The 12,331-nt window shown below is 74.5% G+C and carries 14 protein-coding genes; 12 read left to right on the top strand and 2 right to left on the bottom strand.

Translation table 11 applies throughout. The features are described from left to right. Positions 1–59: 59 nt before the first annotated feature. On the bottom strand, positions 60–647 hold the full coding sequence (locus ACQEVB_RS13935) for a TetR/AcrR family transcriptional regulator (RefSeq protein WP_432970135.1): 588 nt from the start codon (positions 645–647) through the stop codon (positions 60–62). A gap of 76 nt (positions 648–723) precedes the next feature. Between ACQEVB_RS13935 and ACQEVB_RS13940 the strand changes: the two genes are divergently transcribed. Both ACQEVB_RS13940 and ACQEVB_RS13945 read left to right on the top strand, forming a co-directional pair. After that, positions 724–1,344 carry a class I SAM-dependent methyltransferase gene (locus tag ACQEVB_RS13940; RefSeq protein WP_432970138.1) on the top strand — a complete coding sequence of 207 codons (621 nt, stop codon included), beginning with the start codon at positions 724–726 and terminating at the stop codon, positions 1,342–1,344. After that, a complete protein-coding gene (locus tag ACQEVB_RS13945; RefSeq protein WP_432970141.1) occupies positions 1,341–1,964 on the top strand; it encodes a DUF2218 domain-containing protein in 624 nt (207 codons plus the stop codon). The genes ACQEVB_RS13940 and ACQEVB_RS13945 overlap by 4 nt, the downstream gene beginning before the upstream one ends. 169 nt (positions 1,965–2,133) lie before the next feature. On the opposite strand, the gene ACQEVB_RS13950 is transcribed toward ACQEVB_RS13945, so the two are convergent. Beyond that, on the bottom strand, positions 2,134–2,616 hold the full coding sequence (locus tag ACQEVB_RS13950; RefSeq protein WP_432970144.1) for a hypothetical protein: 483 nt from the start codon (positions 2,614–2,616) through the stop codon (positions 2,134–2,136). A gap of 88 nt (positions 2,617–2,704) precedes the next feature. On the opposite strand from ACQEVB_RS13950, the gene ACQEVB_RS13955 reads away from it, so the two are divergent. From ACQEVB_RS13955 to ACQEVB_RS14000, 10 genes are all read left to right on the top strand, one after another. After that, on the top strand, positions 2,705–4,321 hold the full coding sequence (locus ACQEVB_RS13955) for a glutamate synthase-related protein (RefSeq protein WP_432970147.1): 1,617 nt from the start codon (positions 2,705–2,707) through the stop codon (positions 4,319–4,321). Further along, on the top strand, positions 4,318–5,019 hold the full coding sequence (locus ACQEVB_RS13960) for a GNAT family N-acetyltransferase (RefSeq protein WP_432970150.1): 702 nt from the start codon (positions 4,318–4,320) through the stop codon (positions 5,017–5,019). Before ACQEVB_RS13955 ends, ACQEVB_RS13960 begins: the two co-directional genes overlap by 4 nt. Next, on the top strand, positions 5,016–6,938 hold the full coding sequence (locus ACQEVB_RS13965) for a thiamine pyrophosphate-binding protein (protein ID WP_432970153.1): 1,923 nt from the start codon (positions 5,016–5,018) through the stop codon (positions 6,936–6,938). Before ACQEVB_RS13960 ends, ACQEVB_RS13965 begins: the two co-directional genes overlap by 4 nt. A gap of 1 nt (position 6,939) precedes the next feature. Continuing rightward, a complete protein-coding gene (locus ACQEVB_RS13970; protein WP_432970156.1) occupies positions 6,940–8,115 on the top strand; it encodes a cation:proton antiporter in 1,176 nt (391 codons plus the stop codon). Positions 8,116–8,134: 19 nt separating this feature from the next. Then, entirely contained in the window at positions 8,135–8,734 is a 600-nt protein-coding gene (locus tag ACQEVB_RS13975; RefSeq protein WP_432970159.1) for an RNA polymerase sigma factor, read from the top strand. Further along, positions 8,731–8,985: an anti-sigma factor family protein gene (locus ACQEVB_RS13980; protein WP_432970162.1), complete on the top strand. Its 255-nt coding sequence runs from the start codon at positions 8,731–8,733 to the stop codon at positions 8,983–8,985. Before ACQEVB_RS13975 ends, ACQEVB_RS13980 begins: the two co-directional genes overlap by 4 nt. A 218-nt stretch (positions 8,986–9,203) precedes the next feature. Beyond that, positions 9,204–10,232: an NAD-dependent epimerase/dehydratase family protein gene (locus tag ACQEVB_RS13985; RefSeq protein WP_432970165.1), complete on the top strand. Its 1,029-nt coding sequence runs from the start codon at positions 9,204–9,206 to the stop codon at positions 10,230–10,232. An 80-nt stretch (positions 10,233–10,312) separates the two neighbouring features. Beyond that, a complete protein-coding gene (locus ACQEVB_RS13990; RefSeq protein WP_432970168.1) occupies positions 10,313–10,969 on the top strand; it encodes a glycosyltransferase family 2 protein in 657 nt (218 codons plus the stop codon). Beyond that, on the top strand, positions 10,966–11,643 hold the full coding sequence (locus ACQEVB_RS13995; RefSeq protein ID WP_432970171.1) for a TIGR04282 family arsenosugar biosynthesis glycosyltransferase: 678 nt from the start codon (positions 10,966–10,968) through the stop codon (positions 11,641–11,643). The genes ACQEVB_RS13990 and ACQEVB_RS13995 overlap by 4 nt, the downstream gene beginning before the upstream one ends. Next, positions 11,640–12,263 (top strand): methyltransferase domain-containing protein, encoded by a 624-nt coding sequence (locus ACQEVB_RS14000; RefSeq protein ID WP_432970174.1) that lies wholly within the window; start codon positions 11,640–11,642, stop codon positions 12,261–12,263. The genes ACQEVB_RS13995 and ACQEVB_RS14000 overlap by 4 nt, the downstream gene beginning before the upstream one ends. Positions 12,264–12,331 lie beyond the last annotated feature (68 nt).

Below are 12,331 nucleotides of genomic sequence, written 5' to 3' on the forward strand. Positions count from 1 at the left end.
CGCCGAACGCGACGCTCGTGGTGCGCGCGTGGGCGATCGCCCCGGCGTCGAGGTGACCGTCAGTCCTCGACGGCGTTCGGCAGCAGGCCTGCGAGGGTGACGGTGATGAGCCGGTCGACCGCGGCTTCCGTCGGGAGGCTGCGGGCCGCGGCGAGGGCGTGCAGGCAGTAGGTGGCCAGCTCGTCGGGAACGACGTCCGCGCGCAGGTCGCCGTCGCGGGCGCCGTCGGCGATCAGGTCGCTGACCAGGGCGTGGAGGAGTCGCTGGGCGTGGGCCACGTGCTCGTCGCGGTGCAGGAGGGTCGCCATCTCGGTGTCGTGGTGAGCCTGGGTCCGGTGGGAGATCCGCGCGTACTCCTGCAGGACCGCCTCCAGCTGCTGCCGCCCGCCCGCGGTGCTGTCGCGCACGTCGGTGAGCTGCCGCAGGTGATCGGTGACCTCACGGTGGTGCCAGGCGTGCAGGATCGCGTCGATCGTGGAGAAGTACTTGTAGAGCGTGGCGCGGCCGATGCCGGCCCGTTCGGCGATCTGCGCCATCGTCACCGACCGCAGCCCGTGCTCGGCCACGAGCGCCGCGGTCGCGTCCAGAACGGCGTCGCGCACTTCCTTGCGGTGCGTCTCGATCGTCGCGTTCCACAGCTTCGGCACCCACCAACAATACGCAACGGCCATCATGAAGACATCTCATCTTGACCGTAGACACGGTGTCTCGATAAATTCTCCCATGGTTGAGACACCGCTCCACCCGTATCCCGGTTCGACCAGGCCGACACGGCCGGACGACCTCTACGTCACCCGGCCCGTGTGGGACATCGGCCGGCCGCAACCGGCGCTGCGGGCTCTTGCCGACGCCGGCATGGTCCGGGGGCGGGTGCTGGACGTGGGATGCGGGACCGGGGAGCACGCGCTGATGGCAGCGGATCTCGGTCTGGACGTCACCGGCGTCGACCTGGCGAGCAACGCGCTGGCGCAGGCGCGGGAGAAGGCCCGCGACCGCGTGCTGGCGGCACGGTTCCTGCACCACGATGCGCGGGCGCTGGCCGAGCTCGGCGAGTCGTTCGACACCGTGCTGGACAGCGGGCTGTTCCACATCTTCGCCGGCGAGGACCGGGCCGCGCTCGTGCAGAGCGTGGCATCGGTGCTGAACCCGGGGGGCCGCTACTTCGTACTCGGGTTCAGCGACGAACAGCCCGGCGAGTGGGGACCGCACCGCCTGACCCGCGCGGACATCACCGCCGCGTTCGACCACGGATGGCGGCTGGACGCGATCGAGCCCAGCACCATCGAGGTCACCTCCGAACCCGACGGCATCCGGGCCTGGCTGGTCCGCCTCACCCGCACATGACCGCCATCGCGGAAGCGCGCGTCGAGACCGACCGGGCAGGCCGGTACCTGACGCAGCTGTGCCGGCACGCCAGCCAGATGGGCCGGCACGAGGGTGCCCGAGCCCACATGCGGCAGCGCGACCACGCCGACGGGCCCAAGGAGCGACCCGAGCAGGTCGACGCGGAATGGACGCCGACGTCCGGCACGATCACGTTGGCCCCATGGGGCCGATGCGCCCTCGACGCCACGAGCGAGGCCCTGATCCTGCACGCCGAAGCGTCCACCACGGAGGACCTGCGCCGCATCCAGGACCTGCTGGGCTGGAACCTCGCCCGGTTCGGCCGCCGCGACGAGCTGACCGTGACCTGGCAGTCCGCCGAGGCCGTCCCCGAGCGAACGGGACCAGCGCCAGGGCGGAGACACGTCCGCACGGTCGTCCTCACCGCGTCCGGCGTCCTCGGCGTGGCGCTGATGCTGGCCGTGCACCTCGGGGTGGGCGGCGGCGTGCTGGCCGCATCGCAGTGGCTCGGCTGGACGGCCGCCGGGCTGGTGATCGCCCCGATCCTGCTGGTCGTCGGCCACGCCGCGATCCCCTTCACGGTTCTGCACCTGCGTCGCCGCCGCGGCCACGACCGGTGATGGTCGCCGCCGGCGAGGTCGACGCGAACCGTCGGGGTCATCATGCGAGCCGGCGGCCCTCGGCGAAGAACGCGCCGACCGCGCCGGCGTCGGGAAGCTCGGCCGCGTCGCGGCGGGCGCCGAAGGGCGCGTTCCAGAACGGACCTTCGCGTGGAGTCCACGGCCCGACCTAGGCGTAGGGCTGCGGGTGGGTCGCGTCTCCGGGGGAGACGCCGTAGTTGACCTCGTCGAGGGTGATCGCGAGGTCGAAGTGCTCGGGCCAGATGACCGGTTTTGCGTCGGGGGCGAGCTCGCGCAGCGCCGCGTCGCCGGCGGCGAACCACGCGGCGAGCACGTCTGCTGCGGTCGGGTCGATCCGCACGGCGTCGTCGGGCTCGGTCCCCGACGTCTCGGAGTAGACCCCGACCGGCGGGCCGGCCTCGACACCCGCGGCCGTGGCCAGGTCGCGGTAGGTGCCGGTGAGCGGGGTGCGGCCGCCGTCCCACACCAGGTCGGTGCCCTCGACCCGCAGTGGCGTCGCGACCCCGCCGAACCCGCCGGGTGTGACCTGCAGCCGGATCGTGCCGGCCGCCCGGTGCTGCGGCCCGGCGATCACCAGTTCGGCCACCGCGTGCAGCGACCGGCGGGTGGCGACCAGCGCCTGCTCGTCCATGTGGTCCTCCGTGTGTAACGCCCGCCGCATGCGGCGGCACTGTGTCCTCGCGCCCGCCCTTCGTGTCGCACCGACCCTGGAGCGTTACATGGACACCACCACCCTCCTGCCGATCGCCCGCCTCGACGAGCTGCGGCAGGACACGCCGTCGCACGCCGCGGTCGACGGCATCGACCTCGTGCTCGTACGCCGCGGCGAGGCGGTGCACGTGTTCGAGGGGCGCTGCCCGCACCGCGGCGCCCTGCTCGCCGACGGGCGGGTGGAGGGCGCCAACCTGATCTGCGGCGTGCACGGCTGGGACTACCGGCTCGACACCGGGGTGTCGGCCTACAACCCGGCCGAGCGGATCTACAAGTTCCGCTGCCACGTGCTGGACGGCGAGGTGCTCGTCGACAAGGACGACCTCGTCGCCTACCGGAGCATGCGCCCCGAGCGCGCCGTGACCTCCACCTACGACCGGCTCTTCGACGACCCGCACCAGGACACGCCCGAGGAGCCGTTCGTCTCCGAGATCCACCAGCTGGCGCGCAGCGGGCTCGCCGGCGCGCACGGCAAGGTCGCGGCGATGGGTGTGCCGCGCGACCAGCTCCCGAGCTGGGACGACCTGCAGGTGCTGACCGCGCAGCTGCACCGCTTCCCGATGCTCGACGACCAGCCCGTCGACACCTCGGTGACGATCGGGCCGGCCGCGGCGCGGCCGCTGCGACTCGACATCCCGGTGTTCGTCTCGGACATGAGCTTCGGCGCGCTGTCCGCCGAGGCCAAGACGGCACTGGCCCGCGGGGCCGAGGGCGCCGGCACCGCGATCTGCTCGGGGGAGGGCGGCATGCTGCCCGAGGAGCAGGCCGAGAACTCCCGCTACCTCTACGAGCTGGCCTCGGGCCGCTTCGGCTGGGACGAGATGCACCTCGACGTCGTGCAGGCGCTGCACCTCAAGCTCGGCCAGGGCGCCAAGACCGGCACCGGCGGGCACCTGCCCGGCAGCAAGGTCACCGGCCGGATCGCGCAGGTCCGGGGACTGCCCGAGGGCACGTCGGCCGTCTCGCCGGCCCGGTTCGTCGACTGGACCACGCTGCTGGACGCCAAGGCGCTGGTCGACCGGGTCCGCGAGCGGTCCGGCGGCATCCCGGTGGGGGTGAAGATGTCGGCGCAGCACGTCGAGGCGGACCTGGACGCAGCACTGGACATCGGCATCGACTACGTGATCCTCGACGGCCGCGGCGGCGGCACCGGCGCCGCTCCCACGATCTTCCGCGACACGATCAGCGTGCCCACGATGGCGGCGCTGGCGCGGGCCCGCCGGCACCTCGACCTGGCCGGCGCCCGTGACGTCACGCTGATCGCGACGGGTGGGTTCCGCCGCGCCCAGGACATGGTCAAGGCACTGGCGCTGGGCGCCGACGCGATCGCCGTCTCGAACGTGGCACTGCAGGCCATCGGCTGCGTCGGGATGCGGGCCTGCCACACCGACAACTGCCCGATGGGCATCGCGACGCAGAAGCCGCACCTGCGCGCTCGGCTGCCCGTCCAGCGGGCTGCCGAGCAGCTCACCCGCTACCTCGGCGCGATCACCGAGCTGATGGTGGTGCTCGCCAGGGCGTGCGGGCACGACTCGCTCTCGCACTTCACGCCCAGGGACCTGACCAGTTGGAAGCGCGAGGTCGCCGAGCTGGTTGGGGTCAGCTACGCGGGGGTGGGCCGGTGACCCCGGCCGGTCAGGGGACCCTGTTCGCGTCCTGGGAAGCGCTCGCGCAGCTGTCCCCGGGCGCTCGGCTCGTCCGCGGCGAGACAGCCGTCGCCTCCGTGTTCCCGCACTGGGCGCCGCTGAACAACGCCGTGGCCATCGGTGCGCCGGACCCGGCGGAGGCCGCCACCGTGTTCACCGCCGCCGGCGTGGCGGAGTGGGCGTTCTGGGTGTCAAGCCCGGCGACCGCCTTCGCCGCGCCGGACACCGTCTCCCGCGTCGCAGGCTGTAAGCGCGACACGACGACGTTGATCATGACTGCCGAGCTTCGCCCTTGCCTGCGCGTCCACGACGGGATCGTGCGCACTTCGATCGCATCGGCGACCCGCGCCGGCGACGAACCCGTGCCGGTCGACGAACTGGGCGAGCCGGACGGCGTCCCCGGTCTCGCGGGTTGGGTGCACGTGGTGGACGGGAGGGCCGTCGCGGGCGCCTGGAGTCACCGGCACGGCAGCGACTGCGGGGTCTACGCGGTCGGGACGCACCCGGCCTGGCGGCGCCGCGGGATCGGCAGCGCGCTGGTCGAGCACGTCCTGGCCGAGGCGCGCCGCGCGGGCGCCCGCACCGCGAGCCTGCAGTCGACCCCGATGGGTCTTTCGCTCTACACCGCGCTGGGCTTCACCGCGGTCGGCCGCTACGAGGAGTGGATCGCGTCATGACCAGCACCTGGCACCGCATCGCCGAGGTCCCCGACGAGGGTCGCGTGCACACCGCGATCGTCGACGGACGCAGCATCGCCGTGACCCGCTGCGGCGGACGCGTCGGAGCGCTGGACAACCACTGCCCGCACCAGGGCGGCCCGCTCGGGGAAGGCTCGATCGAGAACGGGCTGCTGCGGTGTCCGTGGCACGGCTACGACTACGACCCCACCACCGGTCGGCCGCCGGAGGGGTTCTCCGACGCGCCGCTCGCGTTCCCCGTCGACGAGCGCCCGGACGGCACCTGGGTGGAGCTGCCCGACGTCGAGGCCGCACCGCGCAGCGTCTCCGACGTCCTGGTCGAGACGCTCGTGGCGTGGGGCGTCGACACGGTGTTCGGCATGGTCGGGCACTCCAACCTCGGTTTCGCCGACGCCCTGCGCCGCGCGGAGGAGCGCGGTCAGCTGCGCTACATCGGGATCCGCCACGAGGGCGCGGCCGCGTTCGCGGCCTCGGCGTTCGGGAAGCTGACCGGCCGCCCCGCCGCGTGCTTCGCCATCGCCGGGCCGGGCTCGACCAACCTGCTCACCGGTCTCTACGACGCCCGCCTCGACGGCTCGCCGGTGCTGGCGATCTCCGGCCAGGTGCCGTCGAAGGTGCTGGGTCGCGGCGCTTTCCAGGACGTCGACCTGTCGGCCGTGTTCCGCGACGTCGCCCTCTCGACGGTGACCGTGCACGCGGGCTCCGACCACGCCGAGCTGGCCGCCACGGCCGTCAAGCACGCGGTGGACGGGCGCGGGGTGGCGCACCTCGTGCTCCCCGACGAGGTGCAGGACCTGCCGTCGGACGCCCCCGCGGCTACCCCGGTGGGCCGGCGGGCCGATCTGGCCGTCGCCCCGTCCTCCGCGACGCGGGACGCGGCGGTGGTGCGGCTGCGCGCGGCCCGGCGACCGGTGATCATCGTCGGGCAGGGGGCACGCGGGGCCACCGCGGAGGTGCGCGAGCTCGCCGAGCGCCTCTCCGCGCCGGTGCTAACCACCTTCCGCGCCAAGGGGCTGCTGCCCGACACCCATCCGCTCGGTGCCGGCGTCCTCGGCCGGTCGGGCACGCCGGTGGCGTCGTGGCTGATGAACGAGGCGGACCTGCTGCTCGTCGTCGGCGCCTCGTTCGCCAACCACACCGGGATCGCGCAGTACAAGCGGATCGTGCAGGTCGACGACGCACCGGCGGCGATCGGCCGCTTCCACCCCGTCGACGTCGGCGTGCTGGGCGACGCGGCGGTCACCCTGCGCTTGATGATCGAGGGTCTCGGTGACGCCGCGGCGACCGACCAGCGTCCGGACGTCGCTGCGCGCTGGGCGATCTGGCGGGCGGAGAAGGCCCGCCGCGCAGCAGACGACCGCGGCCGCGGCGTCAACAGCGCCGCCGTGTTCGCGGCGCTCTCCCAGCACTGCCCGGCCGACGCGACCATCGCCGTGGACGTCGGCAACCACGCGTACTCGTTCGGCCGTTACTTCGAGAGCGCCGGTCAACCGGTGCTGATGTCGGGCTACCTGGGCTCGATCGGGTTCGGCTACCCGGCCGCGATGGGCGCCTGGGCCGCCGACCCGTCCCGCCCGGTCGTCGCCGTGACGGGCGACGGCGGGTTCGGGCAGTACCTCGCCGAGGTCACCACCGCGGTCAAGTACGGGATCCCGATCAAGCACGTCCTGCTCGACAACGGCGTTCTCGGCAAGATCAGCAAGGAGCAGCTGGCCGGGCAGTACCCGGTGTGGCAGACCTCGCTGGTCAACCCCGACTTCGCCGAGTACGCGCGGCTGTGCGGCGCGGTCGGCATCCCGGTGCACAGCGCCGACGAGCTCGACGAGGGCATGAAGGCGCTCTTCGCCGCCGAGGGTCCGGCCCTGCTGCACGTGCACACCGACGCCGAGCTGGTGTGACGTGTCGCCGGGCCTGGTGATCGTGCTCGCCGTGGCGGCCGGCGTGCCGCTGCTGCTCGGGCTGGTGCCCGCGCTGCGCCTGCCTGGTGCGCTGCTGGAGATCGTGGTCGGCGTGCTGATCGGGCCGTCCGTGCTGGGCTGGGTCACGCCGGACGCGACGGTGCGGGCGCTGGCGCTGCTCGGCCTGTCGTTCCTGCTGTTCCTGGCCGGGTCCGAGGTCGACCTGCGGCGCTTCCGCGGCACCCTGGGTCGGCGGGTCGCGATCTCGCTGGTGGTCTCGGTCGGCGCCGCGGCGGTCGTCGTCGGCGTGCTGCTGGCCCTGGGCGTCGACGGCGCAGCGCTGATCGGGGTGGCGCTGCTGGCCACCTCGCTGGGCCTGGTCGTGCCGGTCCTGTCGGACGCGGGCGCGCTCGCGCAGCCCGTCGGGCGGCTGGCGCTGGCCGGTGCGGCCTCGGGCGAGGTGGCGGCCGTGGTCCTGCTGTCGGTCGGCCTGGCCGCCGACGACACACCGCTGGCCGGTCGGCTGCTGCTGCTCGCACTGCTGGTCGGCGCGCTCGGCATGATCGCGCTCGCCGTCCTCGGCGTCGAGCACTCGACGCGCCTCACCGCCGTCATCGAGCGGCTCGCCGACACCAGCGCGCAGATCCGGGTCCGGCTGACCGTGCTGCTGGTCGCCGGGCTGGCACTGGCAGCCCAGGCGCTCGGCTTCGAGGCGATCCTCGGCGCGTTCCTTGCCGGGCTGCTCGTGCGCGCGCTCGACCCGGACCCGGCGGCCACCCACCCGCTCTACCCCGTGAAGCTGGAGGCCGTCGGGTACGGCTTGCTCGTGCCGGTCTTCTTCGTCACCAGCGGGCTGACGCTCGACCTGTCCGGTCTCGTCGAGCACCCTGCGGCGCTGGCGGCCGTGCCGGCCTTCCTGCTCGCGCTGCTGCTCGTCCGCGGCCTGCCGGCGCTGGCGTTCCGCCACGAGCTGGGCCGCCGGGAGCTGCTCGCCGTCGGCCTGCTGCAGGCGACGTCGTTGCCGTTCCTGCTCGCCGCCGTGGCGATCGGGCACGAGATGGACCTGCTCGATCCCGCCGTCGGCGCCGGGCTAGTGGCGGCCGGCCTGGTGTCGGTGCTCGTCTTCCCTGCGGTGGCGCTGAGATTGCTCCCGCGGGTCGTCGAGGTCGTCGTGTGACCGGCGCTACAGTCCCTCGGTGCTCGTCGAGGACCCGGAACTGGTCGCCGCCCTGCGGTCGGGCGACGAGACGGCGTTCGCGACCGTCGTCCGGGAGTGGTCGCCCGCGATGCTGCGCGTCGCGCGCGCCCACGTCCGCACCCACTCGTCGGCCGAGGAGGTCGTCCAGGAGGCGTGGCTGGGCGTGCTGCGCTCGCTGCCCGGGTTCGAGGGCCGCGCACAGCTGCGCACCTGGGTGTTCCGCATCCTCGTCAACGTCGCCCGACGACGCGGCCGGATCGAGGAACGCGTGAACGCCGAGCTCGACGGCCCGACGGTCGACCCGGACCGGTTCCGCGACGACGACGACCCGTACCCGGGCCACTGGCGCGATGCCGCCGCGCCGCACGACTGGGGACCGGAGCCGGTCGTGCTGGCCGCGGAGTTCCAGGCCGCGCTGGGCCGCGCGCTCTCCGCCCTGCCCGGTCGCCAGCGCGCCGTCGTCGAGCTGCGTGATGTGCACGGTCTCGACGGGGAGACGGTCTGCGAGCTGCTCGACCTCACCCCCGCCAACCAGCGGGTGCTGCTGCACCGCGGCCGTGCGAAGCTGCGCAGCGTGCTGGAAGAGGCGATCGCGTGACGGCGAGCGACAGCCCGCGCGACATCGCCTGCATCGAGTTGGTGGAGCTGCTGACCGAGTACCTGGAGGGCACACTCCCGGACGACGAGGTGGCCGCGATCGAAGCCCACCTCGCGATCTGCGCGCCGTGCCGGATCTACCTCGCCCAGATGCGGGCGACGATCGCCGCTCTGGGTTCCGTGCCCGTCGACACGCTGTCGGCCAGCGCGCAGGACTCCCTGCTGGCAGCGTTCCGCGACCTGCGGCGCTGACCGTCCGACGTCACGCACGCCAGCCTCCGCTGGGCGCGACGCGGCGCCGGCGGGCGAGCGCCACCGATCTTTCGGTTCGCTTACGCGTCGTCGGCTGTCCCTGACAGCGAGGAGGGCGCCTGGTCTGCTCGTCGAAACCCCCGGTCCGCTCGACGAGGGTACGGACGACGAGAGGCAGGCATGATCGCCGAGGATCCCATCCGCGACCGAGGTGTGCTGTGCGCGTCCTGCTGACCGGCGCGGCCGGCTTCATCGGTTCCCACATCGCCGAGCAGCTGCGCACGGCCGGGCACGAGGTCGTCGGGGTGGATCTGCTGCTGCCCCAGGCGCACGGCCGCGACGCGGCCGCACCCGACGGGGTCGTGGTCGGCGACGTCCGCGACAGCGCGCTGATCGACCGCCTGCTCGACGGCGTCGACGCCGTGTGCCACCAGGCCGCGATGGTCGGCCACGGCGTCTCGCCCGCCGACGCGCCGGACTACGCCCAGCACAACGTCGTCGCCACGGCGGTGCTGCTGGCCGCCATGCACGCCGCCGGCGTGCGCCGCCTGGTGCTGGCCGGGTCGATGGTCGTCTACGGCGAAGGCCGCTACACCTGCGCCGAGCACGGGGTGGTGCGACCCGGACCGCGCACGCCCACGGATCTCGACGCCGGGCGCTACGAGCCGCGCTGCCCCGCCTGCGGACGCGACCTGGTGCCGGGTCTGGTCGGGGAGGACGCGCCAATGGATCCGCGCAGCACCTACGCGGTCACGAAGCTGACCCAGGAACAGCTCGCCGCCACCTGGGCCCGGCAGACCGGTGGCGGCGTGTGGTCGCTGCGCTACCACAACGTGTACGGCCCACGGATGCCGCGCGACACCCCGTACGCCGGGGTCGCGTCGATCTTCCGGTCCGCGCTGGAGCACGGACGGGCGCCGCGGGTCCTGGAGGACGGCGCGCAGCGACGCGACTTCGTGCACGTCACCGACGTGGCGGCGGCGAACGTGCTGGCGTTGACCGCGGCGGCCTCCGGCTTCACCGCGGTCAACGTCTGCTCGGGCGACCCGCGCACCGTCGGCGACCTGGCGACGACCCTCGCCGCGGCGATGGGCGGACCGGCGCCGGAGATCGTCGGCGGCGCCCGGGCCGGGGACGTCCGGCACGTCGTCGCCGACCCGGCGCTCGCGGGGAGGCTGCTGGGGTTCAGCGCCGCCACCGGGTTCGCCGAGGGCGTCGCCCGGTTCGCGACGGACCCGCTGCGGTAGCCGCGAAGCCACGCATGTGCCGACGTCATGGAACGGTAAGGCCGTTCGGGCGTACGAGCTGCCCGATCTGCACCACGATCATGGACGTGAACGGCGTGCCCGAGATCGTCCTGCCCTGCCTCGACGAGGCCGAGGCGCTGCCCACGGTGCTGGCCGAGCTACCCGCCGGCTGGCCGGTGCTCGTCGTCGACAACGGATCACGCGATGCCACCGCTGCGGTCGCTGCGGCGCACGGCGCCCGCGTCGTGCACGAGCCGCGGCGCGGCTACGGCGCGGCCGTGCACGCGGGGTTGCTGGCCGCGCGGGCGGAGCTCGTCGCGGTCCTCGACGGCGACGGCTCGCTCGATCCCGCGGTGCTGGCGCCGCTCGTCGCGGCCGTGGAGGGGGGCGCGGACCTCGCTGTCGGCCGCCGGGTGCCGGTCGGTCGGGGCGTGTGGCCGTGGCACGCGCGGGTGGGGAACGCGGTGATCGCGGCCCTGCTGCGCCGGCGCGGCGTCGCGGTGCACGACATCGCGCCCGTCCGCGTCGCGCGCCGCCGCGCGCTGCTGGACCTCGGGGTGGCCGACCGCGGGTTCGGCTACCCCCTCGAACTGCTGCTGCGCGCCGGCGCCGCGGGGTGGCGGCTGCACGAGATCGACGTCGCCTACCGGCCTCGGGCCGGCGGCCGGTCGAAGGTGTCGGGATCGGTGCGCGGCACCGTCCGTGCCGCGACGGCGATGGCCGAGCTGCTGCGGTGACCGCTCCGTTCGCGCTCATCGTGCTGGCCAAGGCGCCGGTGCCGGGCCGGGTGAAGACCCGGCTCTGCCCGCCCGCGACCCGGGACGAGGCCGCTGAGCTGGCCGCCGCCGCCCTGCTGGACACGCTCGCCGCCGCGTCCGCCGTGCCGGGCGCGCTACCCGTGGTCGCGCTCGCCGGGAACGTCGGCGAGGGCGCCCGGGCGGCCGCCGTGGCGGGCGCGCTCGGCGACTGCACCGTGATCGGCCAGCGCGGTGCCGGGCTGGGCGCCCGGATCGCTGCCGCGCACGCCGACGCGGCCGCCCTGCTGCCCGGCCGGTCGAGCCTGCAGATCGGGATGGACACCCCGCAGGTCGACCCGGCACTGCTCGGCGACTGCGCGGCCCGGCTCGCGCGCGCCGACGCCGTCCTCGGGCCCGCCGACGACGGCGGCTGGTGGCTGCTCGGTCTGCGCGACCCGCGCGCGGCCACGCTGATCGCCGACGTGCCCACCTCCCGGGACGACACCGGCGCAGCCACCCTGGCCGCGCTGCGCGCAGGCGGGCTGCGGGTGGCGATCGCACCGCAGCTGCGCGACGTCGACACCGCCGCCGACGCGGCCGCGGTGGCAGCGCTGGCCCCGCGCACCCGGTTCGCGGCAGCGGCCGCCCGGGTACTGGCGGTACCCGCTCGATGATCGACACGATCGTCGCGCCCACCCCGTTCGACGCACCGCTGTCCGGAGTGCCGACCCGGCTGGTCCGCAGCGACGGGCGGGAGCTGGTGCTGCCCGTCGCGCGCTGGCTCGCCGACGCCGACGACGAGGACGCGTGGATGCTCGACCGCTGCGCCGGACCCGTCCTGGACCTCGGGTGCGGGCCCGGCCGGCTCGTCGCCGCGCTCGCCGAGCGCGGCGTGCTCGCCATCGGCGTCGACGACTCGCCGGCGGCCGCGCGGCTGTGCCCCACCGACGTGCTGCGCCGGGACCTGTTCGACCCGCTGCCGGGGGAGGGGCGGTGGGCGCACGTGCTGCTCGCCGACGGCAACATCGGCATCGGCGGCGACCCGCAACGGCTGCTCGCCCGCGTCGCCGCGCTGCTGCGACCGGGCGGATCCGCGCTGGTCGAGACCGATCCGGCGGTCGAAGCCGACTGGTGCGGCACCGTCCGGCTGCACACCCCGCTGGGGCCGGGCCCACAGATCCCTTGGGCGGTCGTGGGTCTGCCGGCACTGATCCGCAGCGCCGCGGCCGCCGGGCTGCAGGTGGTGTCCACGCGCGCCGGCGTGCGCGCCTTCGCCGAGCTGGCCCGCGCATGAGGCGGCGAAGCCTTACGAAGTCCTCACCGAACGGGCGCGCGACTGCCACCCGGCCCGCGTCCGGCCTA

It is taken from the genome of Pseudonocardia sp. CA-107938, assembly GCF_050936315.1.
In the GTDB taxonomy this organism is placed as follows: Bacteria; Actinomycetota; Actinomycetes; order Mycobacteriales; family Pseudonocardiaceae; genus Pseudonocardia.

Bases quoted from the DNA above. Each gene is read 5' to 3' on its own strand.
- ACQEVB_RS13940 (WP_432970138.1), top strand. From the start codon at position 724: ATGGTTGAGACACCGCTCCACCCGTATCCCGGTTCGACCAGGCCGACA.
- ACQEVB_RS13945 (WP_432970141.1), top strand. From the start codon at position 1,341: ATGACCGCCATCGCGGAAGCGCGCGTCGAGACCGACCGGGCAGGCCGG.
- ACQEVB_RS13950 (WP_432970144.1), bottom strand. From the start codon at position 2,616: ATGGACGAGCAGGCGCTGGTCGCCACCCGCCGGTCGCTGCACGCGGTG.
- ACQEVB_RS13955 (WP_432970147.1), top strand. From the start codon at position 2,705: ATGGACACCACCACCCTCCTGCCGATCGCCCGCCTCGACGAGCTGCGG.
- ACQEVB_RS13965 (WP_432970153.1), top strand. From the start codon at position 5,016: ATGACCAGCACCTGGCACCGCATCGCCGAGGTCCCCGACGAGGGTCGC.
- ACQEVB_RS13990 (WP_432970168.1), top strand. From the start codon at position 10,313: ATGGACGTGAACGGCGTGCCCGAGATCGTCCTGCCCTGCCTCGACGAG.
- ACQEVB_RS14000 (WP_432970174.1), top strand. From the start codon at position 11,640: ATGATCGACACGATCGTCGCGCCCACCCCGTTCGACGCACCGCTGTCC.